This window comes from Massilia sp. CFBP9012 (genome assembly GCF_034045115.1).
Taxonomy (GTDB): Bacteria; Pseudomonadota; Gammaproteobacteria; order Burkholderiales; family Burkholderiaceae_D; genus Telluria.
Genome location: NZ_JAXCWM010000018.1, coordinates 1 through 26,608 on the forward strand (window position 1 = coordinate 1; position 26,608 = coordinate 26,608).

Genomic DNA, 26,608 nt, shown 5'->3' on the forward strand with positions numbered 1-26,608 from the left:
GGCGCTCGATGGCGGGAGGGTTACATCCGTCGAGCAATTGCTTCGCATCGCATTCGGGGCCATCAACAGCTAATGGGTACAGCGCCAAAAAAAGGCCGCCCGAAGGCGGCCGTGCGGCAGAGTTGACGAGCGCGCTAGGATTTTTTAGCCGCGCAATGCTTGGCGATGTATTCGTCATGCGACGGCATCACGTCCACGCATTTGCGGATCACGTCGCGCACGCTGCCCATGTAGTCGGCGATATCCGCCTCGGACTGGGTATCGGCCAGCGGGTGGTAGCCGTCGATCGGCATGTTCTGCCCTTCGAATACCTGCAACCAGCCGACTTCCGAAAACAGCTCATTATCGACGCGCACGATCTTGCCGCGCGAACGGTACAGGTCCATTTTCTGGCGCAGCGTTTCCGGAATCGCCATATTGGCGCACTCGGTCCAGTAGGCCGAATCGGTGCGCTGGTTCAGGTGGTAGTGCAGGATGATGAAGTCGCGCACGCGCTCGTATTCGAAGCGCGACTGGCGGTTGAACTCGATGCGGTCGGTCTCGCTGAAGCGGCGGTCAGGGAAGAATTCGACCAGGCGCGCGATCGCCGACTGGATCAGGTGGATGCTGGTCGACTCGATCGGTTCCAGGAAGCCGCCCGCCAGGCCGATCGCCACCACATTGCGGTTCCAGGCCTGCTTGCGCATGCCGGTGCGGAACTTGATCATGCGCGGTTCGGCCAGCGCGCGGCCGTCGAGGTTCGACAGCAGGGTCGCGGTTGCCTCGTCGTCGCTGATGAAGCGGCTGCAATACACATGGCCGTTGCCGGTGCGGTGCTGCAGCGGGATGCGCCACTGCCAACCCGATTTATGCGCAGTGGCGCGTGTAAACGGCGTCATCGCCGGCACCGATTCGCAGGGCACGGCCAATGCGCGGTCGGCCGGCAGCCAGTGATTCCAGTCTTCGTAGCCGGTCTCCAGGGTCTGCTCGATCAACAGGCCGCGGAAGCCCGAACAGTCGACGAACAGTTCGCCCTCGATGCGCTGGCCGCCTTCCAGCTCGACCGCTTCGATGAAACCGTCCGGCTCGCGCTGGATGGCGCGGGCAATCTTGCCCTCGATGCGGGTCACGCCGCGCGCCTCGCACAGTTTTCTCAGGTACTTCGCGTACAGGCTGGCGTCGAAGTGATAGGCGTAGGCGATGTCGCCCAGCGGCGAGTTCGGCACATCAAGGCGCGCCGGCATGAACTTGCCGGCCTTGGCCGCCATGCGCGTGATCGAGTATTCCTCGAGCGGGGCGGCCTTGCCCAGCGCGCGCATCTTGTGCCAGTACTGCTCGAACGGCACGGTGGCCAGGTCTTGCCCCATGCGCCCGAAGCCGTGCATATAGCGCTCGCCCAGCTTGCCCCAGTTGACGAACTCGACGCCCAGCTTGAAGGTGCCCATCGTCTCGCGCATGAACTCTGCCTCGTCGATCCCGACCACGCGGTTGAAGCGCTGGATCATCGGGATGGTTGCCTCGCCCACGCCGACGATGCCGATCTCGTCCGACTCGACCAGCCGGATATTGTAGCGGCCGTTCAGCATGCTGCTCAGCGCCGCCGCCGTCATCCAGCCGGCGGTGCCGCCGCCGACGATGAGGATGTCCTTGATTGCCTGGTTTTCCATATTTTCTGCCCTAGTCTCTTGCAACGAAAAACAACCCCCGGGGCCGGGGGCCGCGAGGGTTGCATTGTAGTGTGCCTTGCTATCAGAACTTGTAGTTGGCGCCGAACTGGTAGGTGCGGCCGTACTCCACGCGACGGGTGATCGAATCGCTGTTGTCGGTGTACTCCTGGTACGGTGCGTTGTTCCAGTTGTTCGCCTGGGCGAACACCGACATGCCTTTGGCGAAGCCCTTCTGGATCTCGTACGAGATCTGGAAGTCGACGATGGTCTCGCCCTTCACGAAGGTGTACTGCAGCGTGTCCGAGAAGTCGGGCGACTGGCCCAGGAAGTCCGAACGCTTGCGCGCCGCGGCGGCGATCTGGAAGCCGTTCTTCTCGTAGTACAGGCGCAGGTTGCTGACCTTGCGCGACAGGCCCGGCAGCGGGATGGTGGTCGCCGCCGTCTGCACATTGCCGAAGCCCAAGGCCGGCAGGTCGATCTTCGACGTCGTGTTCGAGTGGTTGGCCAGGATGCCGAAGCCGTCCAGCCATGGATGCACCATCTCGAGCGGCACGTTGATCGCCAGCTCGTAACCGCGGATGGTGCCGCCGTCGCCGTTTTCAGGACGGTTCAGCACACCGATGGTCGAACCGGCGAACGAGCCGGAGGTCGGCAGCGGCGTGGTCTCGGTGACCCACGGCGCGAAGTCGTATTCCGATGGCGTACGCAGGATGAAGGTGTCGAGCTTCTTGTAGAAGCCGGCCGCGCTGATATAGCCCTTCTTGCCGAAGTATTTTTCGTACGACAGGTCGAACGACTTGGCCTTGAACGGCTCGAGCATCGGGTTGCCGCCGCCGCCGCTGATGAACGGATTGGTCACGCCGGTGTTGACGCCGAAGCCGATGCCGCCGCGCAGGTCGTCCAGGGTCGGACGCGACAGCACTTGCGCCACGCCCATGCGCAGCACCTGGTCGTTCTTGAGGTCGAACGACAGGTTCAGGCTCGGCAGCACGTCCCAGTAGTCGTGTTCGCCGGTCGTGCGCACCACCGGGCAGGTGTCGGCGGTCTCGCCGGTGCAGTTGCCGCTGTTGTAGCCGCCGCCCATCTGCTTGGTGTGCACGAACTGGGTGCCGACGTTACCGCGGTATTCCAGGCCGAACAGTTCGCCGTTCAGGTCGCCCATGACGTAGGCGGTCTGCACGGTTTCCTTGACGTCCCACATCTTGGTGAGGATGTCGGCATTGACCTTCGGCGCCAGTTCGTACACCGAGCCGAGCGAGCCCAGTGGATTCCAGGTGGAGATCGGGATGCCGCTGGTGCCGGCCGTGTTCGGGGTGCTGCCCGGCATCGGCACCGCGCCGAAGCGGTCGCCGCCGATGATCATCAGGCGGCCTTCGTCGCCGGTACGGGCTTTTTCGCGGTCGGTGAAGTTGTAGCCGAACTGGAGCGCCGACATCGGGCCCCATTCGACGTTGCGCTTGGCGTTCAGGCGAATCGACTTGAGCGTGTCTTCGATGTACGGCTGGGCCAGGTAACCGGCCTGGGCCAGCGGATTGTCCGCCGTGCCAGACCAGCCGTTGACGTCGGTCAGGCGGGCGACGTTGGGGTCGGCGTAGTTCAGGCCGGTGCGCCAGGCGACATCGGTGAAGTTGCCGCCGTTGAAGCCGGTCCACGAAATCGTGTCCAGGTTGGCCGCATTGCCCGGCAGGCCGGCGCTGGTTTCATAACGCGAGCTCAGCTTGGTCGCCTTGGACCAGGTGATGTCGGCGCTGGTGCTCCACTCGCCCAGTTTCAGCTCGTTCTTCCAGCCGACGGTTTTCAGGTCGTCGTCCGCCGATTCGATGTGGTTGCGGACAACGGCCTTGTAGTTGGTCAGGGTGCCGCTGGTGGCGATGCCGTTCTGCACCGTCACGTTCTCCAGCACGCCGGCCGGATCGTACAGGCCCGAGGTGTTGGCGCCGACGGCGCCTTCCAGGCCGCTGCGCTTGTAGCCGGTTTCGCCGGCCGAATAGAACAGGTCGACCGTCGAACGGAAGTTGCGGTTCGGGCGCCATTGCAGCGAGGCGAAGGCGCCGTCGCGGTTGTGGTAGCCGGTTTCGGTGTCGGCGGTAAAGCCCATCGGCAGGATCACGTCGCGGCCCTGGTAAGGCAGGACCGAGGTCTGGCCGCCCCAGGCGTCGAATTTGCGCTGCTCGCCGCCGGTTTCGTCGTACGAGGTCAGGCCGACCGCCACGCCGATCGTGCGATTGGCGAACTGGTCGATGTACGACAGCGAGAAGCGGTCGCCATCGCCTTCTTCGGCAGTGCGCACGCCCAGGCGGCTCTTCTTGTAGTTGACGGCGATGACGCGCTTGCCGAAGTCGAGCGGCTGCACGGTCTTGAGGTCGATGGTCGCTGCCAGGCCCTGGCCGATCACGCTCGCGTCCGGGGTCTTGTAGATCACCACGCCGCCCATCAGCTCGGACGGGAACAGGTCGAATTCAGGATTGCGGGCGTTACCGGTCGAGGCCATTTCGCGGCCGTTGAGCAGGGTGCCGTTGAAGCTCGGCGACAGGCCGCGCACCGAGATTTCGGACGCGCGTCCCGAACCGCGGCTACGCTGGGCGGTCACGCCCGGCAGGCGCGCGATCGATTCGGCTACCGAGGAGTCCGGCAGCTTGCCGATGTCTTCGGCCGAAATCGCTTCGACGATGGAATTGGAATTGCGCTTGACCGAGATCGCCGCCTCGATGCCCTGGCGGATGCCGGTCACGGTGACGGTCGAGACGCTAGGGGCTGGCGTCGGGGTGGCGATGACTTCGCTGGTAGCCGCCGCGGTCGGCGTGTTCGGTGCGACGGCGGTCTGCTCTGCGCTGCCGGACGCCTGCGCGAAGGCCTGGCCAGCCAGCGCCGACAGCAGGACGGCACAGCCCGCGGCGAACGGGTTCAACGGGAATGCGGTACGCGCCGACTTGCCGGCGCGCCTGGTGGCGGTAGCTTTCATGTGTCTCCTCGGTGAAAGGCGGTTCCCCGCGGCGCGGCGTTGCCGCTGCCGGGGTCATTGCCTCGACAATTTTTATCAGCCCCGACCGAACGTCTGTACTAAAACTAGATGTTGCAGTCGAAAAACTGTGTGTATCGACAATAATGGCAGGTTTCGAAAAAAACAGTATCGCGCTCGTTGTAGCTGGGCTACAGAAATAGCCATGTTCGGCTGCGCGGAAGAAGGTTTCACACTGTTTCTAAAGGAAATCTTAAGATTCGAAGAGAGGATGCCCGTGTAGTTCCACTAGAGACGGCACGGGGTGTATTGATTGTTAGCGACCATTTTCTATAGTACTCTTTCGCTAACACAACAACACTTAGCGCCCGATCCGCACTCATTCTGCATGGGTTTGTAGTCTTACTACCTGGACAGTTGACGATGGGAACGGCGCTCAATAATCATGAGACAACTCCTCGCCAGCATCGTGCTGGGCGGCGCTTCGCTTGCCGTCCACGCCCAGACCCCCGATATCGCCCGCATGGAGCCGCCCTTCTGGTGGGCCGGCATGCAGCACGAGCAGGTGCAGCTGATGGTGTATGGCGACAAGATCGCCGACCTGGACCCGTCGCTGGCGTATCCGGGCGTGCGCATCGCCTCGGTGACCCGCACCCCGAACCGCAACTACCTGTTCATCGACCTGGCGCTCGACCCGAAGGTCAAGCCCGGCAGCTTCGACATCGCCTTCAAGGGCGCCAACCGCACGGCCAACTACACCTATCGCCTGCTGGAGCGCGAAGCCGGCTCCGCCGAGCGCCAGGGTTTCAGCAGCAAGGATGCGATCTACCAGATCATGCCGGACCGCTTCGCCAACGGCGATGCGTCCAACGACAGCGTCGAAGGCATGCCCGATAAACTCGACCGCAACGGCGGCCTGGGCCGTCACGGCGGCGACATCAAGGGCATCATCGACCGCCTCGACTACGTCGCCGGCCTGGGCTTCACCCAGCTGTGGCCGACGCCGCTGATCGAAAACAATATGCCGGGCTACTCCTACCACGGCTATGCAGCGACCGACCTGTACAAGATCGACCCGCGCTACGGCAGCAACGAGGATTTCAAGCGCCTGTCGCAAGAAGCGAAAAAGCACGGCATCGGCATCATCCAGGATGTGGTGCTGTCGCACATCGGCAGCCACCACTGGTGGATGAAGGACTTGCCGACGCCGGACTGGATCAACTACAGCGACAAGTTCGTGCCGACCCACCACTACCACACGGCGGTGCAGGACCCATACGGTTCGAAGGAAGATGCCGACAACTTCACGCGCGGCTGGTTCGTCAAGAGCATGCCCGACATGAACCAGTCCAATCAGCTGGTGTCGAACTACCTCATCCAGAACAATATCTGGTGGATCGAGTACGCGGGTTTGTCTGGGCTGCGGATCGACACCTTCGGCTATTCGGACAAGGCCTTCCTGGGCGAGTACACCAAGCGCCTGATGACGGAATACCCGAACCTGAACCTGGTCGGCGAAGAGTGGTCAACCAAGGTGCCGGTGGTGGCCTACTGGCAGCGCGGCAAGCAGAACTTCGACGGCTACCAGGCATACACGCCAAGCCTGATGGACTTCCCGGTGGCCGAGGCGATGCGCCGCGCGCTGGCCGATAAAAAAGGCGGCAACGTCTTCACCGACGTCTACGAGACGCTGTCGCTGGATTACCTGTATCCGGAGCCGGGCAACCTGGTGCTGTTCGCCGACAACCACGACATGTCGCGCATCTACAGCGAAGTGGGCGAAGACTTCGACAAGTACCGCATCGCCATGATCTTCATGATGACGGCGCCGCGCATTCCGCAGTTCTACACGGGCGACGAGATCCTGATGACCAGCGCCGTCGGCGAGCGCAACGACGCCACCTACCGCACCCCGTTCCCGGGCGGCTGGGCGGGCGACAAGGTCGATGCGTTTGCGGGCGCCGGCCTGAGCACGAAGCAGCGCACTGCACAGGATTTCGTGCGCAAGCTGGCCAACTGGCGCAAGGGCCAGCCGGTCATCCACAGCGGCAAGATGATGCATTACGGCCCGCAGGACAATACCTGGGTTTACTTCCGCTACAACGATGAGAAGAAGGTGCTGGTCGCCTTCAACAACAACGCCAAGGAGATGTCGCTGGACGTCGATCGCTTCCGTGAAATGCTCTCCGGCGTGGCCAGCGGCACCGACGCGCTGACCGGCAAGACCTATGACTTGCGCGAGAAGTTGACGCTTCCCGCACGCGCCGCGGTCCTCCTCGAGCTGGACGCGCCACGATGAAGCGCCATGCCATCGCCCTCGCCGCCCTGCTCTCTTGCGGGTCTGTTCTCGCCCAGAACATCGACGGCCTGTACGTGCGCGGCGCCTTCAATGGCTGGGGCACCGCCAGTCCGCTGGCGGCCAAGGGCGATGGCATCTACCAGGCCGACGTCGAGGTCATGCCCGGCAACCACGCCTTCAAGCTGGGCACGGGCGACTGGAGCGCCGAGTGGGTGATCGATCCCGATAAGAGCACCAGCGTCAGGCCCGATACCGACTACCGCCTGGAGCGGCAGTCCGGTCCCGAGACCTTCCTGTTCGTGCGCCAGCCGGGCACCTACCGCTTCACGGTCGATGCGCGCAATCCTGCACAACCCGCGCTCAAGGTGACGCGCATCGCCGACACCCAGCGTGGCGCCGGCCCCGATCCGCATGCCGGCCACGCGGCCCAGGCATCCCAGCAATGGCCGACCTGGGACGGCAAGGTGGAAACCGTGCGCTACTCGACGCCGGATGCGAACGCGCCGCTGCGCCGCTACGTCCAGTCGAGCACCATGCTGCTGCGCGATCCCGGCCCGCAGCACGTCGAGTATGCCGAAGAAGACGGCCTGCCGCGCGTACGCAGCGGCAACCTGGCGTTCGACGCCCTGTTCGCCATGGCCGGCCGCGAGATGCGCCAGAATTCGGTCAGCCAGATCAATGACGGCAACTACAACGGCGGCAATGCGATCGACTGCGCTTGCTTCGCCACCGGCGAGAAATGGGCGTATGTCTGGACCCGCGACCTGTCGTATGCGGCCGACCTGGGCCTGGCCCTGCTCGATCCGCAGCGGGTGCGCAACTCACTGGATTTCAAGCTCTCGGGCTGGCGCCCTGACATCACGGCCGCGCCGCAGATCCCGGGCACGCTGGACGGCCTGCAGATCGTGCAGGACACCGGCAGCGGCGGCAGCTGGCCGGTCAGCACCGACCGGCTGACCTGGGCCCTGGCGGCCGAGGAAACGCTGCGCACCCTGCCCGCCTCTGAACGTACACCGTTCGCCGCGCGCGCCTTGAAGGCGCTGTCGAACACGATCGAGATCGATCGCGTGGCCGCCTTCGATCCGGTGTCCGGCCTGTACACGGGCGAGGAATCCTTCCTCGACTGGCGCGACCAGACCTATGCCGCCTGGATTCCGGGCGACCTGGCCTCGATGGCCAGTTCCAAGGCGCTGTCGACCAACGTCGTGTATTACCAGGCGCTGAACCTGGCCGCGAAACTGGCGCGCGAGCATAACGAGTCGGACAAGGCGCAGCGCTACGCGCGCTGGGCAGCAGAACTGAAGCGGGCGATCAACGACCGCCTGTGGTTGAAAGACGCAGGTATGTACAGCAGCCTCACCGCTGGCCACCTGGACGACGCGCCGCTGCACAAGTTTGACTGGCTGGGCCAGGCGCTGGCCATCGTCAGCGGCGTGGCCGACGAGAGCCAGGCGCGCTCGATCCTGGCGCGCTATCCGCATGGCCCGCTGGGCGCCCCGATGATCTGGCCGCAGCAGATTGGCGCACCGGTGTATCACAACCGCTCGAGCTGGCCGTTCGTGACCGCCTATGGCCTGCGCGCCGCTGCCCAGGGCAAGAACGCGGCGGTGGCCGACGTGGCCTATGCTGGGCTGATGCGCGGCGCGGCGGTGAACCTGTCGAATATGGAAAACCTCGAGTGGCTGTCCGGCCAGCCGCTGCTGCTCGACGAGAACAAGCCGGGCCTGAGCGGTCCGGTGATCAACTCGCGCCGCCAGTTGTGGTCGGTCGGCGGCTATCTCGGCATGGTGATCGGGAATGTGTTCGGCGTGGAGACGCTGGACGACGGCATCGCGTTCAAGCCTTTCGTCACCGCCAAGTTGCGCCGCGAGACCTTCGGCGCAACGAACGAAATCTCGCTGCACGACCTGCGCCTGCAAGGCAAGCGCATCGACGTGCGCCTGCAACTACCTGCCGCGAGCGAGAAAGAGGGCTATTACGCCGTCGAGCGCATCGTCCTGAATGGCAAGCAAGTTGCCAGCACCATCCGCCTGACTGATCTGGCGGACAGCAACCGCATCGAGATCGTGCTCGGCAAGCTGGTGGCCGGCCAGCAGGACATCCGCCGCGTCAATGCCAATCCCTATGAAGAAGCGAGCGCCGTCTTCGGTCCGCGCGAGCCGACCATCGACAGCCTGGCGCGCGCAGCCTCTGGCCCGGTCACGCTGCAGATCGGCGCCAACGGCAATGCCGCCAACGTGCGCTACCGCGTCTACCGCGACGGCAAGCTGATGGCCGACAAGCTGCCGGCCGGGGCCTGGGTCGATCGCAAGGCCGGCGCCACGTCCTGCTACGCAGTCGAGGCCTTGTTCACCGACAGCGGCAACGTTAGCCACCACAGCCAGCCACGCTGCGTCGACGCGGGCATCGAGATTCCCGTGACCGATGCACGCGTCGCCTCGAACCTGAAGGCGACGGCGCCCGATGCGCGCTTCACCCAGGCTCACCTCAAGAATTGGGGCAAGCCGGATGACCGCTTCGCCGTCGAAGGCATCCGCATCGAGCGGCCGGGCGATTACCGCATCCAGGTGCGTTATCACAACGGCGCCAACCAGGTGAACCTGGGCATCAGCGGCGGCGTGAAATGGCTGGCACTGAAGGATGGCAGTGGCAAGGTCGTGGCCCAGGGCGTGATCCAACTGCCGCATGCGCCGCTGCTGCAGAAGGACACGCCAAGCGTGTATTCGACGCCGCTGGCGGCGCGCATCGAGGCTGGCAACGAGGCGGGCAACTACCGTCTCGAGATGACGGACTTCTACAATATGAGTTATCTCGACAGTAACCGCAGCTTCACCGGCGCCGGCGGCGCGGAGACGTCGAACCGGTTCGATATTTATGGGGTGCGGTTGTTGCGGGTGAAGTAAAGCCTGGCCAGATAGTCAGCTACCACGTCGTTCCCGCGAAGGCGGGAACCCAAGTTCGCGAGCGGGCCACTTCGTCGACCGACAGTGGTCTGCTGAAAACTTGGGTCCCCGCCTTCGCGGGGACGACGTTCTGGCGGCAACGATGGACTTTGAGACCGCGTGGATGCGCTGGTTTCAGGCCGTCTCGAACGTGCCGCCCGCACTCTCCACCGGCCGCGGCTCACCGCGCCCCTGCTCCAACACCAGCAGCTTGAGCCGCCCCTCGAGCACCCTGAATTCGAACGGCGTCGCCATCTTGCTCACCTCGCCGTCGGCCGCCACTTTCAGGCGCTTGCGGCCATAAAAAGACGGCGTGCGCACCGTCATGCTCTTGAACGCGAAGGCGACGACGTCGTCGCCCGCGCCGAGCTTGCCGAAAGCGCCGCGGATCAAGAGGCCCAGCAGCCCGAGCTTGCCCATCGGTTTGGGCGCCAGCGCCACCAGCTGCCCTTCTTCCACCGCCTCGGTCAGGCCTTCCATCCCGACCTGCTCCATCTGCAGCCGATTATTACCGACGAACAAAGTCGTGGTGCGTAAACGCTTTTCCTTGCCGTCGAGTTCGAGCGTGATCCGCAGGTGGCGGTGGGGCCGCAGCGCCATCTTGATCGCCGACAGGAAGGCCACGACGCGGCTGCGGCCATACTCGCGCTTGTCGTGCTCGCGCTCCTCGAGCAGCGCCGGATACAAGCCCACGCTGGCATTGACCAAGAAGATCTTGTTGTTGAGCATGCCAATCTGCACCGGCCTCACCTCGGCGCGCAGCATCGCATAGACCGCCTCGGCCAGGTCTTCCGGAATGCCGTGGGTGCGTCCAAAATAATTGAAGGTTCCCTGCGGCAGCACGCCGAACAGGCAGCCGGCCAGCACCGCCTGGTGCGCCACCGTGTTGATGGTGCCGTCGCCGCCGGCCGCTACCAGCACGCCGCCGTCAGCAAGGGCCTTGGCGGCCATTTCGCGCGCGATGTCTTCCAATCTCTCTGGATCTTCGACCACTTCCAGATGGCAGACCCGGCCCGACTTGTCCATGACCTCGCGGATCGTCGAGATACGCTCTTCGGTCTCGGAATGCCCGGAACCGGCATTCAAGACAATGTAGAAATGGGCGTCTGGCAGCAACTCGTTGGATGGCATCGGTGTCGTTTCGGTAAGCAGGCGTTGGAGATGCGCCATCGTACCACCGTCAATACCCGCACAAGGTGCGCTACTCAACCATCCAGATCGGCCAGGTAGACCTCTACCTCCGGCTGGCCGGGGGCCAGGCTGGCACGGCGCTCCAGGCGCAGGCCCAGGCGCTGCAGGAGCGCGATCGAGGCCGCATTGGCGGGCGCGACGATCGCCGCCAGGCGCCGGATGCCCAGCCGCGCCGCAAGACGCACCACCGCCTGCCCCGCCTCGAAAGCGTAGCCGCATCCGCGGTATTCGGGCAGGAAGGCATAGCCGATGTCGACGTGTTGCAGAGTGTCGCGCTTGACCAGGCCGGACAGGCCGATCGGCGCGCCGTCAGCCAGCCGCTCGACCAGGTACAGCGAATGGCCATATTTCTCCTGCATCGCGATCGGTCCTTCGAGCAGGCCGCGGCGCGCGGCGTCGACGGTGCGCAGCTTGCGGTCGCCGATATGCTCGATGAAGGCGGGGTCGTTGGCCAGCGCCAGGTAGAACGGGGCATCGTCCTCGGTGACGAGGCGCAGGCGCAGGCGGTCGGTGGTGAGGATCTCGGTCATGGCCGGGATCATATCGCGCTTGGCCAAGTTCTACTACTCGTCGGTGGTGGGCCAGTGGTCGGGATCCTGCAGCAGCTGGTACATCACATAGGCGTCGACATAGCCCAGCCGCTTGTGGCGGAAAGCCTTGGGCAGGGTGCCGACGATGGAAAAGCCCAGTTTCTTCCACAGCCCGATGGCGGCGGCATTGGTGCTGACCACGTGGTTGAACTGCATCGCCAAGAAGCCCAGGCTGCGCGCCTCGTTCAGGCTGTGTTCACCCATCTGGCGGCCGATGCCCGCGCCTTGCGCCGACGGGCTGACCATATACGAGGCGTTGGCCACGTGGTGGCCGCGTCCGACCTGGTTCGGCACCAGCTTGTACATGCCCAGCACCCGCCCCGCCGCACTCACGGCGACGAAGCTGTTCACGCCCTGGCCCAGCCAGTAATGATGGCCGGCCTCGCGCGAGGTGGCGTTGGTGAAGACATAGCTTTCACCGGCCACCACGTGGGCGCAAAAAATGGTCCAGATCGCCTCGAAGTCGGCTTCGACGGCGGGACGGATTTCAATATCTCTCACAACAGTCAGTATGCAAATGCCAGAACCCGGCGGTCAGTTATTTTGCCTGAAAACTCACAAATAATCACGGAGCGCCCGGATTTACGGGATTGTTGCCGTGGGGCATCCGGAAGTCGACGCCATCGGGCCGCCCGTCGAGGTACAGGCGGCTGGCGGCGGCCGGGGACTCGGCCACCACCCGGCCGCGCCGCAGCACGAGCCGGCGCGCCGCGCGCAGGCGGATCGCCTCGACCTTTGATCCGGCAGCCAGGATCACCAGGTCGGCGTGGCAGCCCGGCGCCAGGCCATAGCCCTCTAGACCTAGGATGCGCGCCGGCGTCGCGGTGACCGCGTCGAAGCAGGCCTCTATCGCCTCCAGCCCCGTCATCTGCGCCACGTGCAGGCCCATGTGCGCCACTTCGAGCATGTCGCCCGATCCCATGCCGTACCAGGGATCGAGCACGCAGTCGTGGCCGAAGGCGACGTCGACGCCGGCCGCCATCAGCTCGGGCACGCGGGTCATGCCGCGCCGCTTGGGATAGGTATCGTGGCGGCCCTGCAGGGTGATGTTGATCAGCGGGTTGGCGATCGCCGCCACGCCGCTTTCCGCGATCAGCGGCAGCAGCTTGCTCACATAATAATTGTCCATCGAGTGCATCGAGGTCAGGTGCGAGCCGACCACCCTGCCCTGCAGGCCGAGGCGCTGGGTCTCATACGCCAGCGTCTCGATATGGCGCGACAGCGGGTCGTCGCTCTCGTCGCAGTGCATGTCCACGCGCAAGCCGCGTTCGGCCGCGAACTCGCACAGCAGGCGCACCGACTCGGCGCCTTGCGCCATGGTGCGCTCGAAATGGGGGATGCCGCCGACCACGTCCACGCCCATGCCGATCGCGCGTTTCAGGTTGTCGAAGGCGGTCGGGCTGCGCAGCAGGCCATCCTGGGGAAAAGCCACCAGTTGCAGGTCGAGGTATGGCGCCACCCGGCGCTTGACGTCGAGCAGGGCTTCCACCGCCAGCAGGCGGTCGTCGCAGATGTCGACATGGCTGCGGATCGCCAGCAGGCCGCGCGCCACTGCCCAGTCGCAATAGCGCAGCGCGCGCTCGACCAGGGCGTCCTGGGTCAGCGTCGGTTTCAGCTCGCCCCACAGCGCAATGCCTTCGAGCAAGGTGCCGCTGCGATTCACGCGCGGCAAGCCATAGCTCAGCACCGCATCCATATGGAAATGGGCGTCGACGAAGGGTGGACTGACCAGGTCGCCAGCGGCATCGATTTCGCGCGCTCCCCGGGCAGCCAACCGTGGCTCGAGGGCGGCGATGCGGCCGTCGGCGATGCCGATATCGATGTCTTGCCGGCCGTCGGGCAGCGTCGCATTGCGAATCACGAGGTCCATATCAACTCCATCCTTGATTGGTCATTGTAGCAATTCAGGAACACGGTCCTTGAGCTAAATCAAACAATGCTGCGATGCAATATTACCCTTAATAAATAAGCCACCTTTGTGCGTTGCAACACCCGCAAATCGTGGGTACACTGGTCGATATTGCAGCGCGCCATACTGACCGATAGGAAATCCAATGACTTCACTTCCCGAGCAATTGTCCGCAGCATCTACCAGGCAACTGAGCGCCCAGCTGGATGCGCAGTTCCGCTTCTTCAATACTTTCGCCACGCAGGCGCTGGACAACGCCAGCCGTCTCGTGTCGCTCAACCTGTCGGCCTCGCGCGATTCGGTCGAGCGCTCGTCGCACACCTTGCGCCAGCTGATCGGGGCGACCCAGCCGCAAGACCTGCTGGTGCTGCGCACGCACGCCGAAGAACAGGTACGCAGCCTGCTCAACTACAGCCGCGAACTGGCCAACATCACCGCCAATGCCCAGCCATACGGCTTACGCACGATCGCGCCCCAGGCCGCATCCCCGGCCGTCGTCGCGCCGGTCGTTCAGAAAGCGCTGATTTCCGAGGCCGTGCAGGAAGCGCCGAAGGAGGCTATCCAGACTGCCGAGAAAGTCACCGGGGAGGTCACGGGAAAAGTTCCAGAAAAAGCCACTGAGCAGATCAAGCAGGCTGCCGAGCAGATACCCGAACCGGCAGCCGCGCCAGAGCCGTTCGTGGTCGCGCAAGCCGAGCCGATCGCGACGGCGGCAGAGGTGCAGTCGACTGTCCTCGAAGAGCCTGTTCCCGTGTCCGAGCAGAAGCCGATCGCCAAGGCCGCCGGCAAGGGCGCCTCGAAAGCGGCCGCGGTGCCGCAACCGCTTGCGGCCCCGGTCGAGGACAAGGATTCGGCCACCGTCACCCGCATCGGCACGTCGTCGAAGCGCCGTAAATAGGCTGCACGACAGGATGCGCGAATAATGCCGCAAAAAGCGCCGCAAAATGCGCGGCGAAATGCACGGCGAAATGCGCCGGATAGGCAAAACGACTACACTAGCGGGCTCTGGCCCGCTTTTTTTTCGGGCGCATTTCCAAGGATTTCGAATGAGTTTGTCCAGGCTGATCGGTGGCTTCGTGCGCCGGCATTGGCAATCCTATGCCTCGTCGGCCGCCATGCTGGTCGGCGTCGCGATCTGCACCGTCCTCATCCCGCGCAAGGTCGGCGCCATGGTCGACGCCCTCGCCGCCAACCGCCTCGGCCAGCACGACCTGCTGCTCGGGATCGCCGAACTGGTCGCGCTGGGCGCGGCGATCTACGTGCTGCGGGTCTGCTGGCGCATCCGGCTGTATTCGGCCGCCTACAACCTGGGCGTCGAGCTGCGCACCCGCCTGTACGCGCGCCTGGCGGCGCAAGGCCCGGCCTTCTACCAGCGCCAGCGCACCGGCGACCTGATGGCGCTGGCCACCAACGACATCGACGCCATCGAGATGGCGGCCGGCGAAGCCTTGCTGGCCGCCTTCGACGGCACGCTGACCCTGGTGATGGTGCTGGGGATCATGATGCTGGGCGTCGACTGGCGCCTGGCCCTGGTCGCGCTGCTGCCGTTCCCGCTGATGGGCCTCGCGTTCTGGTACATCTCGACCCATATCCACACCGCCGAAGGCGATGCGCTCAAGCGCTTCTCGGCCCTCAACGACCACGTGCAGGAGTCGCTGTCCGGCGTGCGCACCCTGCGCGCCCTGGGCCTGGAAGGTCGCAGCGCGAACCAGTTCGGCGAGCTGGCCGGCAACGCCGCGCAAGCCAGCCTGACGGCGCAGAAATGGGAAGCCGCCTACGAGCCGGCGGTGGGCCTCACGCTCACCGCCGCCACCGGCCTCACGCTCGGCCTGGGCGGCTACCTGGTGTGGCAGAACGAGCTCACGGTGGGCGCCCTGACCAGCTTCACGATGTACCTGGGCCAGCTGATCTGGCCGATGTTCGCGGCCGGCTGGGTGCTGACCCTGATCGAACGCGGCCGCGCCGGCCTGGCGCGCCTGCAACCGCTGCTCGACGCCCCGCTCTCGGTCGAGGACACCGGCACGGTCGGACAGGTCGGCCAGGGTCCGCTGGTGCTGGACAAGGTTACCTTCGCCTATGGCGGCCAGGGCAATCTGCAGCAACCGGCGCTCGATGGCGTATCGCTGCGGCTCGAGCCGGGCCACACCCTGGGCCTGGTCGGCCCGACCGGTTCCGGCAAGTCGACCCTGCTGCGGGTGCTGCTGCGCCAGGCCACGCCGCAGGCCGGCCGCGCCGAATGGGCCGGCCAGGCGCTGGACGCCTATCGCCTGTCGGCCTTGCGCAGCGCGACCAGCTGGGTGCCGCAAGAATCCTTTTTGTTCTCGGCCACGATCGCCGAGAACATCGCGCTGGCCCGTCCCGGCGCCTCGCGCGCCGAGGTGATCGCGGCGGCCCAGATGGCCGACATCCACGACGACATCCTGCGCTTCCCGCACGGCTACGACACGCCGGTCGGCGAAAAAGGCATCACGCTGTCGGGCGGCCAGCGCCAGCGGGTCGCGATCGCGCGCTCGCTGCTGGCCGACAGCCGCCTGCTGCTGCTGGACGACGCCCTGTCGGCGGTCGACACCGGCACCGAGACCCGCATCCTCGAACACCTGGCCGAGCTGCGCCGGGTGCAGCCGGGACGCGCCGCCATCATCGCCAGCCACCGGTTATCAAGCGTGGTCGCGGCCGACCACATCGTCGTGCTCAAGGCCGGCCGCGTTGTCGAAGCGGGCACCCACGATCAACTGCTCGCGCTGGATGGCTGGTATGCCAGCCAGTGGCGCTACCAACAACTGGAGGCCAGCCTCGATGCCATCTGACGCAAGCCTTGAGAAGTCCGTGGAACGCGGCGAACTGCGCAACCAGGCGAAGCTCGCCACGCGCCTGCTGCGCCGCGCCGCCGCGCCCGAAAAACGCCACCTGGCCGTCGCCACCCTGTGGCTGATCCTGGCCGCGGCCTTCGAAGTCATGGGCCCGCTGCTGGGCAAGGCCCTGATCGACGACCACCTGCTGCCGCGCAACCTCGACTGGACGCAGATGACGCTGCTGCTGGGCGGCCTGGTCGTCACCGGCTGGATCTCGAGCTGGGTGCGCTACCTGCAGCTGATCCGCCTGTCGGGCCTGGCGATGCGCTCGGTGCAGCGCCTGCGCGAATGGGTCTACGGCCACGTGCTGCGGCTGCCGATGGCGTTCTTCGACCGCGCCATCACCGGCCAGCTGGTCAGCCGCGTGACCAACGACACCGAGGCGGTCAAGACCCTGTACATCCAGGTCCTGTACGTCATGCTCGACAACTCGATCGTCCTGATCGGCACCATGATCGCGATGGCCTGGCTCGACTGGCGCCTGATGCTGATCGTGCTGACGCTGGTGCCGGCGGTGGTGGGCATCGTCTGGCTGTACCAGCGCCTGTCGGCGCCGGCGGTGACGCGCGCCCGCGCGCTGCGCAGCGACATCAATGCCCAGATGGCCGAGTCGATCGGCGGCATGAGCGTGCTGCAAGCCAGCAATGCCGAAGTGCGTTTCGGCGAGCGCTTCCTGGGCACCAACCGCAACCACTACACGGCGCGCGTGGCCGAGCTGCGCGCCAACGCCTTCCTGCTGCGGCCCGCGCTCGACCTGCTCAACGTCGCCCTGCTGGCGCTGGTGATCTTCGCCTTCGGCCAGCGCGAGGTCGGCGCGGTCGAGGTGGGCGTGTTGTACGCCTTCGTCAGCTATATCGCGCGCGTGGTGGAACCCCTCATCCAGATCACGATGCAGTTCAGCGGTCTGCAACAGGCGGTGGTGGCGGCGGCGCGCGTGAACACGCTGCTCGATGAAGCAGGCGCGCCGGAACACGATCCCAAGCGCGCCCACGACGACAGCGTCTTCTCGGCGACTGCGCCGGCGGTGCGGGTACGCAACGTGGAATTCGCCTACGTGGCCGGCCAGCCGGTGCTGCACGACCTGTCGCTCGACGTGCCGCAAGGCGCCTTCTTCGGCATCGTTGGGCACACCGGCAGCGGCAAGTCGACCCTGCTGTCGCTGCTGCTGCGCTACTACGTGGCCGACAAGGGAAGCATCGAGATCGGCGGCCTGCCGCTGGCCGGCATCGGCAACGAGCGCTTCCGCAACGAAGTCGGCCTGGTGCCGCAAGACCCGTTCATCCTGGCCGCCACCGCGCGCGAAAACATCGACATGGGCCGCGGCCTGCCGCTCGAGCGCCTGCAGGCGGCGGCGCGCGCGGCCCACGCCCACGACTTCATCACCGCGCTGGAAGACGGCTACGAGACCCAGCTGGGCGAAGGCGGCTCGCGTTTGTCGTCCGGCCAGAAGCAGCTGATCGCGATCGCGCGCGCGCTGGCGGGCGAGCCGCGCATCCTGCTGCTGGACGAGGCGACCTCGCGCATCGACAGCGCCACCGAGCAGATCGTGCAGGAAGCCCTGGAAGAGTTGCGCGGCAAGGTGACCATCATCGCCATCGCGCACCGCCTGTCGACCATCCGCGAAGCCGACCGCATCATCGTGCTCAACCACGGCAAGATCACGGAAGCCGGGCCGCACGAGGAACTCATGCGGATCGAGGGCGGCTTGTATCAGCGGTTGTATCTGTTGCAGCAGATCGCGGTGTAGGGTGGACGGCTCGGCCGTCCACCCTATGCTCCAGGTTCATATCCGGCTCCAGTTGAAGCAACCGGCCGGCGCGCCGCTGCCGCTCACCAGCAGCGCCCCGTGCCGGTACAGGTCCCAGCGGCGTGCTTTTGGCAGCGCCATCACAACCACGCCCATGGCGCGGTCGCTCCATACGAGGCGGCCGTCGACCGCGTCGAGCGCCGCGAACACCTCGCGCGGGCCGGCGCCGGGGTGGAATACGACGGTGGCCAGGTCTTGTCCCGGAGGCGGCGTCAGCGCCCAGGCGCCGGCGCCGGCCGTGCCGGCGGCCAGCAGGGCCATCGCCACGGTCGCATTGTGCATCCCACCGCCGCTGCCGCCCTGGCGGCGCAGCCAGCGCCAGCCGAGCACCACCGGTATGATTCCGAACGCGGCCAGCCACAGCACATCCCAGGCCAGCGGGTTCGGGCTGTCGATGCGAATGCGGTGGATGCCCAGCAGCCAATGCGAGAGCAGCGCATCGACCGAGTGCCAGACGCCGAACCCCACCAGCATCGCGCCCGCCAGCGGCCGGCCCCAATCGACTGCGCCGCGCCGCTGCGCGCGCCACAGCCCAACCAGGCCGGCCAGGGCGATCACGTACATCAGCAGGTGGAAGTAACCATCCCACAGCACCTGCAGGCGCAGGTCGTCGATGCCGGGCACCAGGCTCAGAAGGTGGTGCCACTGCAGGATCTGGTGCAGCAGGATGCCGTCGAAAAAACCGCCCAGCGCGAAGCCCAGCATCGCGCCCCACCTGGCGCAGGGTGACTTCCACATCGCGTTCTCCTCGTCGCCAATCGTGGCCCCCAGTATAGAAGCCGGCGCAAATCGGGATCGCACCGTTGTCGCCACAATTTGGTGCGTGATTTTTGCTATCGGTTACTTCCAACGGGCGACATTTTGTTGTCGCACTAGACACGCGATTCCAGCAATTTTGCCTGGATTGACAGGCTTCCCGGGGCAATCGCCTATCGCCGCGGGGACGCCCCCAAATCGGCTGTGTCATTTTTGTGACAATTAAAGAGAAAGTGAAATTTCTACTTTGCAACAGCCATATAATGGCCCAAACAACTTCCGCCGGACCGCCCCGGCGCGACGAGAAACGGCATGTTCGCTGTCCTGCATTGCGCATTCGCGCGCTCCCGCTTCCACGCGCTGGCCCTGGCATTGTGCGTGGCGGCGCCCATGGCGTTCGCCAGCGGCGTCCTGCCGCTGGACCAGCGCATTGCAGAGATCCGCGAACTCAATCGCTTCGTCCCTGAGCGCGCTCTGCCGAAGCTGAAAGCGCTCGAGGCGGAAGTCCGCAACGCGCCGCTGGCGCAGCGCATCGAATTCCTGAACCAGCTTGCCATGGCGCGCCATGGCCTCGGCCACCATGGGCAGTCCTTCACGCTCGCCAACGAGCTGATCGCCCTGGGCCGTGAATATGATCATGCCGGCGCGCTGGCCAAGGGCCTCCTGATGCAAGGGTATTCGGCCTTTGCCCAACATCGTCCGAGTGAAGCGCACCGCCTGGTCTGGGAAGCGGAAAAGCTGGCCAACACCACCGACGACATCGACCTGCGCGTACGCGCCGCGATCTCGTCGGGCGAATCGCATGCCGAGGAAGGCAATCTGCCGAGCGCCCTCGAGCGCCTGCAGGCGGCGGCCGCGCTGGCGCGTACGAAGGGCGAGCCGGTGCACGTGGTCATGGCGCTCAATTCGCTGGTGCGCCTGTACGCCCAGATGCGCGAGCCCGAAAAAGGTTTCGGCCTGCTGGACGAGGCGTTCGCCGCCGCCCGCAAGGCGGATTCGCCAGGCCGCATGGCGACCATCAGGAACGCCGAGTATGGGCTGGCGATCGATACCGGCCAGCGCGAACGTGCGCTGCGCGCGCTGCAGGAAGGACTGGCGCTGGAACGCTCGATCGGCGCCACCAAGCGCGTCGCGGTGTCGCTGATCAATCTGTCGGACTTCTATCTCAAGACCGGCGCCTACAAGCAAGCGGCGGGCTACGCTGAACAGGCGGTGGCGGCGGCGCGTCCGCTGAACGACCGCAAACTCGATGCGACCGCGCACCTGAACCTGGGCCAGGCCTATCTGGGCACCGGCCGCCTGGCCGAAGGCAAGCGCCAGATCGAGCTGGGCATGGCCGGCTACGAGGGGATCGGCGACAAGCCGGAACTGCAGAACGCCCTGGTCGAATACGGCCTCGCGCTGGAACGCGCCGGCGACCTGCCCGGCGCGCTGCAGGCCTATCACCGCGAACGCAAGATCTCGAACGAGCTGTTCGAACGGCGTCGCCAGCAGGCGATGCTCGACCTGCAGGAAAAGTACGAGGGCGACAAGAAGCAGCGCCAGATCGAGCTGCTGCGCAGCGAAAACCTGATCAAGTCGACCGAGATCGACAACCGCCGCCTGCAACAGCGCGTGTGGTGGCTGCTGGTCGCGGTGTTCGCGCTGACGGCGACCGTGGTCGGCCTGTTGTACCGCAAGGTGCGCCATGCTAACGCCCAGCTGCACGAAAAGAACCGCGAACTCAAGCAGCAGAGCGTGCGCGATCCGCTGACGGGGCTGTACAACCGGCGCCACTTTTTGGAGTACATGCGCGCACTGCCGGCGACGGGAGTCGAGGCAAATGAGCAGTCAGATGAGCAGACAGGCGGCGGCGCCTTGTTCCTGCTCGACGTCGACCACTTCAAGAACATCAACGACACCTATGGCCATGCGGCCGGCGACGCGGTGCTGACCACGATCGCGGCGCGCCTGTGCGAGATCCTGCGCGAGACCGACATGATCGTGCGCTGGGGCGGCGAGGAATTCCTGGCCTACCTGCCGACGGCGCCGGCCGGCACATCGGGGCTGGACGAGGTGGCCGGGCGCATCCTGGCCGGCATCGGCGCGACCGTCGTCGACCATGGCGGCACGGCCCTCTCCGTGAACGTCTCGATCGGCTATGCGCCCTTCCCGCTGTCGGTGGGCAAGCAGAACCTGGCGTGGGAGCGGGTGGTGAACCTGGTGGACATGGCGCTGTACCTGGCCAAGTCGCACGGGCGCAACCGGGCGTACGGCGTGCGCGGCTTCGCCGACGACAGGCTGGCCAGCATCGATGCGATCGAGCAGAACCTGGAGCATGCGTGGCGCGCGGGGCAGGTCGATTTGTCGGTCGTGATGGGCGAGCGGGAGCCGTTGAAGGCGGCGAATGGTTGAAGCAGTTCCACCGACAGCAGCTTGCCCTGGAGTGTCTTCAGGTCGAGCGCGGCGTCATCGGAAAGTAGCTCGACGACATAGGCGAGATCGCGCGGCAACGCTTCGCAGGCGTCCAGCTTGTTGACGAGCAGCGTGGACGCCGGGCCGTCGTCATGAGGAAACGCCTGCCGCAGGGACGAATCGCGCCCCCTTGTGCAGGGTCGATCGTGTGAAGCTTAGCCGGCCGCGAAGGAGCCGGCTGGCAGATGAGCTGTTCAGTAAACTTCTTGAGTTAGCATAAAAACGTCGTCCCCACGCAGGTGGCGACCTAAGTACTGCAAACGTCGTCGAAACGCTTGCAGGATTAGGTTCCCGCCTGCGCGGGAACGACGTATTTGACGGCTAGCTCAGCTAGCTTAACTTAACGCTATCAGCGGCTGGTAAGTCGTCAGAAGCCGTACTGCACGCCCACCGATACCACGTCAGCCTTGGCGCCTACGTCCTTCTTCTTGCCATAACGCTCATATTCGCCAACCAGCGCCACGTTCGGCGCCAGCGCATACTGCAAGCCCAGCGCAGCGTAGGCGCCGGTGTCGCGATTGGTCCGGCTGGCGTTCATGAAGCTGGTCTTGGTTTCGTTATACGACGCGCCCAGCTTTGCGTAGGCCGACAGCTCGGCACTCACCGGCATCGTGTATTTTCCCGCGATATAGGTGCGCGAGCTCTTTACCTGGGCATCCGGGAATTGAGGCGCTGCGGTCGCCCTGAAGTCTTCCTTGCCAAAGCGAGAGTGACCTGCTTCCACCGCCCAGTTCTGGTCGATGTTGTAGCCGCCGAAGATCTTGCCGCCGGCCTGCCAGTCATCCGTCGTCTGGTTCTTGGCGCCGGATACGGCGGCGCCGATATAGGGGCGCCCCGTGCCGCCCTCGGAAACGACGGTCTGGGCTTGTGCGGAACCGATGGCGGCCACGGCGGCTGCGAGCGTAATGAACAGTTTTTTCATGATGTCCTCTGTCTGGTCTGGTTCGCAATTCCTCATTGAATTGCGTATTGGAAAGGTAGCACCAATAGCAAGCCGAGCTGAACCGTTGATACGTAAGCGCTTGTAACCGCGGGATCCCCGGGCGTCGGCCTGCCAGCCGCCGAGGGCGACTAGCAGACACGATGCACGCCATTCGCCGCACGATCAGGCCCGATGCGATATATGTACGGCGTTACCTCTGGATACAACTTGGTCGCGACCTTGCGATCAATGCCCGTGCTGGCCTCCCGCCACCGCCGGCACGACGAATTCCACCGTCTTGCTGGCGATGACCATGTGCGTGGGATCGGCCAGTTCGATCAGCACCTTGTGCGGGCCGGGGGGCAGGCCCACCAGGATGATCGGCTCGTTGCTGGCGTCGGCCCAATGCCATGGCGTGCCGTCCACCGTCACGTGCAGGTGGCCGATGCGCGGCGACACGTCGAGCGCGCCCTTGTTATATACCGGCACGATGCGGATGTTCTCGGTGCGGTAGCCGATGAAGACCTGGCCTTTCGCCAGCGGTCCTGGCAGCGGCTGGTCGACGATCAGCCTCGGCGCCGCCTCGTTCTCGATCGCCACCACGGCGATCGGACGGGCGCCGCCGACATCGCCCTGGGCGAAGACCGGCAGGGACAGGGTGGCTGCGAGGCCGAGGATCAGGGTAGGAAGCAGTCGCATGATGCTCTCTCTCAGACGAGGTTGATCTGGACGTCGATATTGCCGCGCGTCGCCTTCGAATACGGGCAGGTCTGGTGCGCGCTGTCGACCAGCGTGCGCGCCATGTCCTGGTCCAGGCCGGGCAGGTGCACGTTCAGGCGCGCCTGCAGGAAGTAGGCGCCGCGGGCATTGCACAGGTCCACTTCGGCATCGACCGCCAGCCTGGCCGGCAGCTTCACGCCCAGCTTGCCCGCCGCGAGCCCGATCGCGCCGATGAAGCAGGCCGACCAGCCGGCCGCGAACAGCTGCTCCGGATTGGTGCCCGCGCCTGTCGAACCGGGCGAGGACAGCTGGATGTCCAGGCGGCCGTCCGCGCTGCGGGCCGCGCCATCGCGACCGCCCGAGGTGGTGTGGGTCTTGCCGGTGTAAAGCACGTTTGCATTGGTGTTCATGGTCGATCTCCTCAAATCCATTTGGCGACGTCGAGGATGGCCTGGGCGAAGTCCCGGGGCGCTTCCTGCGGCAGGTTGTGGCCGACACCCTTGGCGAGGTGGCGGTGTTCGTACTTCTTCAAGAATTTTTTGGCGTAGTTCTTCGGGTCCGGATGCGGCGCCCCGTTGGCTTCGCCCTCCATCGTGATGGTCGGCACCGCGACGTCGGGGAATGCCGCGAGGCGCCGCTCGATGTCTTCGTACTGCGGCTCGCTCGGCGCCAGGCCCAGGCGCCAGCGGTAGTTGCTGATCGAGATGGCGACGTGGTCAGGGTTGTCGAGCGACCTGGCCGAGCGGGCGAAGGTCGCGTCGTCGAACTTCCACTCGGGCGACGCCAACTCCCAGATCAGGCGCGCGAAGGCGTGCGTGTTTTCGCGATAACCGAGCTCGCCGCGCGGGGTGGCGAAGTAGTACTGGTACCACCATTGCAGCTCGGCCTTCGGCGCCAGCGGCTTGATATTGCCTTCCTGGCTGCCGATCAGGTAACCGCTGACCGAGACCAGCGCATTGAAACGCTGCGGCCACAGTGCGGCCAGGGTGTTCGCGATGCGGGCGCCCCAGTCGAAACCGGCGACGATGGCGCGCTCGACCTTGAGTGCGTCGAGGAAGGCCACGGCGTCGGCCGTGAAGCTGGCCTGCTGGCCGTTACGGAGCAGGTCCGGCGACAGGAAGCGCGTGCTGCCGTAGCCGCGCAGGTGCGGCACGATCACGCGGTAGCCGGCCGCGGTCAGGATCGGCACCACGTCGATGAAGGCGTGGATATCGTAGGGCCAGCCGTGGAACAGGACGATCGGCGTGCCGGTGCGCGGGCCGGCATCGACGTACCCGACGTCGAGCACGCCGGCGCGGATCTGGCGGATGTCGGTGAAGGTGTTGCTGGCCGGGGAAATCCCGCTGCCGGCGGCGGCGAAGCTTGCCCTGGCGCCGGCAGGCGCCGCCTGTGCGGCGCCCATCAGGCTGGCCTGGGCAGCCACGATGCCCAGCGCCGCGGTGCTCAGGAAACCCCTGCGTTTCAGGTTGGTGGTGTCGTTCATGGTGTTCTCCCGTATTACAGCGACATGCCGCCGTCGATGGTGAGGCTGGCGCCCGTCATATAGCCCGAATCCGGGCCGGTCAGGTAGGCCACCAGGCCGCCGATCTCGGCCGGCTGGCCGACGCGCTTCACCGGGATCAGGGGCGTGATCATCTCGAGCATGTCGGCCGTCAGGTCGGTCGCGATCGGGCCGGGCTGGATGTTGTTGATGGTGATGCCGCGCGGCGCCAGGTCGACCGCCAGGCCCTTGACCATCACCGCCACCGCGCCCTTGGTCATGGCGTACACGCTGGAACCCGGATGGCTGCTGCGTTCGGCGACATTGCTGCCGATGGTGACGATGCGGCCGCCCTCTCCCATATGCGGCAGGGCCGCCTTGATCGCCAGGTAGACGCCACGCACGTTCACGTCGAGCATGCGGTCGAGGTGGTCGATGCTGAATTCGGCCACGTCGGCGATGTGCAGGATGCCGGCGGCGACGACGACGATGTCGATGCCCCCGAAGCGTTCCACAGCCTGGCGCACGGCCGACTGCAGGTCGGCGGCATTGCCGCTGTCGGCCTGGATCGCCAGCGCTTCGCGGCCCTCCTGTTCGATGGCGATGACCACTTCATTGGCCTTGGCGGTGGCCGCGGCATAGGTCAGGGCGACGTTGGCGCCTTCCTGCGCCAGGCGCAGGGCGATGCCGGCGCCGATGCCGCGCGAGCCGCCGAAGACGAGTGCGATTTTTGCTTGTTCGGTGATGGTGTTCATGGTGGTTCTCCTTCGTGGGTTGAAAAAATGATGGCTTACGCCGCTTCGGCCAGCAGGGCCTGGATTTTGGCTTCGGTCTCCTGGTAGGCGCCTTCGCCGAAGTGCGTGTAGACGATGCGTCCGCGCTTGTCGATCAGGTAGACCGCCGGCCAATACTGGTTCGAATAGGCTTCCCAGGTGGCGTAGCGGTTGTCCTGGGCGACCGCATACGGAATGCCGAAGCGCTTGATCGCGGACTGCACGTTCGAGGTCGAGCGCTCGAACGGATACTCGGGGGTATGCACGCCGACCACGACCAGGCCCTGGTCCTTGTACTTCTCGTGCCAGCGCTTCACATGGGGCAGCGTGCGGATGCAGTTGATGCAGGTGTAGGTCCAGAAGTCGACCAGCACGACCTTGCCGCGCAGGCCCTGCATGGTGAGGGGCTGCGAATTGATCCATTTGTCGATGCCCGTGAATTCAGGTGCGGGCTGGACCTTGGCGATCGGCGCGCCATGGGACGAGGCGGCGTTGAAGAAGGTGGCGCCGGCGAGCAGCAGGGTGAACAGGCGTTTCATGATGATTCCTTTCAGAGCGAGATGAAGTTGGCGAGATGGGCGTACAGCAGGACGTCGTACTGGAAATAGATGGCGGTGGCGGTGGCCAGGATCAGCGCGCCGAACAGCTGTTGCAGGCGGTCGGCGTGGCGCGCTACGGCGCGGATCCGGGTGCGGACGAATTGGCCGCCGTAGGCGATGACGAGCATCGGGATGCCGGCGCCGATGGCGTACAGCAGAAGCAAGCCGGCCGAGCGGCCGATATCCTGGGCCTGGGCCACCAGCACCAGGATCGACGCCAGTACCGGGCCGGCGCAGGGCGTCCACACCGCGCCCAGCGACATGCCGAGCAACAGGCCACCGAGATTGCCGGCGCGGGCCTCGCCGCCGGCGGGCAGCGCGCGGCTCACCAGGGCGCTCAGGTGGTTCATTAACCACGCATACGGCGCCTTCCACAGCATCGCCACGCCAAGCACGGCCAGGATGGCCAGGCCCGCGTAGCGCAGCGTTTCGTGGGCCAGCACGACGTGCTGCGAGGCGCTGGCCAGCAGCATGCCGAGCGCGGCGAAGGCAATGACGAAGCCGGCCACGATGAACAGCGGACGTGTATTACGTTGTCCCTCGGCCCGGTCTTGCAGGGTGCCGCCCAGGACGATGGGCAGGATGGGGAGCACGCAGGGCGAGGCGATGGTCAGCACGCCGCCGAGCAGGGCAAGTGGTGCGTCGATGAGAGTTGGCATGGTACGGTCCTCCTGTTGGGATGACCGTATTGGACCGCCGTGGCGTATCC

Annotated in this window: 20 protein-coding genes; 6 read left to right on the forward strand and 14 right to left on the reverse strand. The window is 65.5% G+C overall.

Going from position 1 to position 26,608, the window contains the following annotated elements; genetic code table 11:
* Nucleotides 1-134 precede the first annotated feature (134 nt).
* Complete coding sequence (locus SOM61_RS23815) at nucleotides 135-1,646, reverse strand: tryptophan halogenase family protein (protein WP_320476377.1); 1,512 nt, start codon at nucleotides 1,644-1,646, stop codon at nucleotides 135-137.
* Between the two features lie 82 nt (nucleotides 1,647-1,728).
* Entirely contained in the window at nucleotides 1,729-4,608 is a 2,880-nt protein-coding gene (locus tag SOM61_RS23820; protein WP_320476378.1) for a TonB-dependent receptor, read from the reverse strand.
* A gap of 442 nt (nucleotides 4,609-5,050) precedes the next feature.
* On the opposite strand from SOM61_RS23820, the gene SOM61_RS23825 reads away from it, so the two are divergent.
* Nucleotides 5,051-6,904, forward strand: coding sequence for a glycoside hydrolase family 13 protein (locus tag SOM61_RS23825; protein ID WP_320476379.1), 1,854 nt, complete (start codon nucleotides 5,051-5,053; stop codon nucleotides 6,902-6,904).
* A complete protein-coding gene (locus SOM61_RS23830; protein WP_320476380.1) occupies nucleotides 6,901-9,807 on the forward strand; it encodes an alpha-L-rhamnosidase-related protein in 2,907 nt (968 codons plus the stop codon). Before SOM61_RS23825 ends, SOM61_RS23830 begins: the two co-directional genes overlap by 4 nt.
* 174 nt (nucleotides 9,808-9,981) lie before the next feature.
* Here SOM61_RS23830 and SOM61_RS23835 read toward each other — a convergent pair whose 3' ends face one another.
* From SOM61_RS23835 to SOM61_RS23850, 4 genes are all read right to left on the reverse strand, one after another.
* Nucleotides 9,982-10,977 carry a diacylglycerol/lipid kinase family protein gene (locus SOM61_RS23835; RefSeq protein WP_320476381.1) on the reverse strand — a complete coding sequence of 332 codons (996 nt, stop codon included), beginning with the start codon at nucleotides 10,975-10,977 and terminating at the stop codon, nucleotides 9,982-9,984.
* Nucleotides 10,978-11,051: 74 nt separating this feature from the next.
* Complete coding sequence (locus tag SOM61_RS23840; protein ID WP_320476382.1) at nucleotides 11,052-11,594, reverse strand: GNAT family N-acetyltransferase; 543 nt, start codon at nucleotides 11,592-11,594, stop codon at nucleotides 11,052-11,054.
* 6 nt (nucleotides 11,595-11,600) lie between these two features.
* Nucleotides 11,601-12,128, reverse strand: coding sequence for a GNAT family N-acetyltransferase (locus SOM61_RS23845; RefSeq protein WP_320476383.1), 528 nt, complete (start codon nucleotides 12,126-12,128; stop codon nucleotides 11,601-11,603).
* A gap of 64 nt (nucleotides 12,129-12,192) precedes the next feature.
* The gene (locus SOM61_RS23850; RefSeq protein ID WP_320476384.1) at nucleotides 12,193-13,497 is read right to left on the reverse strand and encodes an amidohydrolase family protein; all 1,305 of its coding nucleotides are present in this window, start codon (nucleotides 13,495-13,497) and stop codon (nucleotides 12,193-12,195) included.
* Nucleotides 13,498-13,681: 184 nt separating this feature from the next.
* On the opposite strand from SOM61_RS23850, the gene SOM61_RS23855 reads away from it, so the two are divergent.
* The 3 genes from SOM61_RS23855 to SOM61_RS23865 all read left to right on the forward strand — a co-directional run bounded on the left by SOM61_RS23855 (nucleotide 13,682) and on the right by SOM61_RS23865 (nucleotide 18,135).
* Entirely contained in the window at nucleotides 13,682-14,434 is a 753-nt protein-coding gene (locus tag SOM61_RS23855; protein WP_320476385.1) for a phasin family protein, read from the forward strand.
* A gap of 148 nt (nucleotides 14,435-14,582) precedes the next feature.
* Complete coding sequence (locus tag SOM61_RS23860; RefSeq protein WP_320476386.1) at nucleotides 14,583-16,343, forward strand: ABC transporter ATP-binding protein; 1,761 nt, start codon at nucleotides 14,583-14,585, stop codon at nucleotides 16,341-16,343.
* Complete coding sequence (locus tag SOM61_RS23865) at nucleotides 16,333-18,135, forward strand: ABC transporter ATP-binding protein (RefSeq protein WP_320476387.1); 1,803 nt, start codon at nucleotides 16,333-16,335, stop codon at nucleotides 18,133-18,135. Before SOM61_RS23860 ends, SOM61_RS23865 begins: the two co-directional genes overlap by 11 nt.
* Before the next feature lie 36 nt (nucleotides 18,136-18,171).
* On the opposite strand, the gene SOM61_RS23870 is transcribed toward SOM61_RS23865, so the two are convergent.
* Nucleotides 18,172-18,933 carry a DUF2243 domain-containing protein gene (locus tag SOM61_RS23870; RefSeq protein WP_320476388.1) on the reverse strand — a complete coding sequence of 254 codons (762 nt, stop codon included), beginning with the start codon at nucleotides 18,931-18,933 and terminating at the stop codon, nucleotides 18,172-18,174.
* 330 nt (nucleotides 18,934-19,263) lie between these two features.
* Here SOM61_RS23870 and SOM61_RS23875 point away from each other — a divergent pair, with 330 nt between their 5' ends.
* Nucleotides 19,264-21,345 carry a diguanylate cyclase gene (locus SOM61_RS23875; RefSeq protein WP_320476389.1) on the forward strand — a complete coding sequence of 694 codons (2,082 nt, stop codon included), beginning with the start codon at nucleotides 19,264-19,266 and terminating at the stop codon, nucleotides 21,343-21,345.
* A gap of 427 nt (nucleotides 21,346-21,772) precedes the next feature.
* On the opposite strand, the gene SOM61_RS23880 is transcribed toward SOM61_RS23875, so the two are convergent.
* From SOM61_RS23880 to SOM61_RS23910, 7 genes are all read right to left on the reverse strand, one after another.
* Nucleotides 21,773-22,327: a porin family protein gene (locus SOM61_RS23880; protein ID WP_320476390.1), complete on the reverse strand. Its 555-nt coding sequence runs from the start codon at nucleotides 22,325-22,327 to the stop codon at nucleotides 21,773-21,775.
* Between the two features lie 246 nt (nucleotides 22,328-22,573).
* Nucleotides 22,574-23,026 (reverse strand): DUF6130 family protein, encoded by a 453-nt coding sequence (locus SOM61_RS23885; protein ID WP_320476391.1) that lies wholly within the window; start codon nucleotides 23,024-23,026, stop codon nucleotides 22,574-22,576.
* An 11-nt stretch (nucleotides 23,027-23,037) separates the two neighbouring features.
* Nucleotides 23,038-23,457, reverse strand: a complete 420-nt coding sequence (locus tag SOM61_RS23890; RefSeq protein ID WP_320476392.1) for an organic hydroperoxide resistance protein — start codon at nucleotides 23,455-23,457, stop codon at nucleotides 23,038-23,040.
* 11 nt (nucleotides 23,458-23,468) lie between these two features.
* The gene (locus SOM61_RS23895) at nucleotides 23,469-24,530 is read right to left on the reverse strand and encodes an alpha/beta fold hydrolase (protein WP_320476393.1); all 1,062 of its coding nucleotides are present in this window, start codon (nucleotides 24,528-24,530) and stop codon (nucleotides 23,469-23,471) included.
* 14 nt (nucleotides 24,531-24,544) lie between these two features.
* Nucleotides 24,545-25,282 carry a 3-oxoacyl-ACP reductase family protein gene (locus tag SOM61_RS23900; protein ID WP_320476394.1) on the reverse strand — a complete coding sequence of 246 codons (738 nt, stop codon included), beginning with the start codon at nucleotides 25,280-25,282 and terminating at the stop codon, nucleotides 24,545-24,547.
* 35 nt (nucleotides 25,283-25,317) lie between these two features.
* Nucleotides 25,318-25,839 (reverse strand): thioredoxin family protein, encoded by a 522-nt coding sequence (locus SOM61_RS23905; protein ID WP_320476395.1) that lies wholly within the window; start codon nucleotides 25,837-25,839, stop codon nucleotides 25,318-25,320.
* Nucleotides 25,840-25,850: 11 nt separating this feature from the next.
* Nucleotides 25,851-26,558 carry a cytochrome c biogenesis CcdA family protein gene (locus SOM61_RS23910; protein ID WP_320476396.1) on the reverse strand — a complete coding sequence of 236 codons (708 nt, stop codon included), beginning with the start codon at nucleotides 26,556-26,558 and terminating at the stop codon, nucleotides 25,851-25,853.
* Nucleotides 26,559-26,608: the final 50 nt, after the last annotated feature.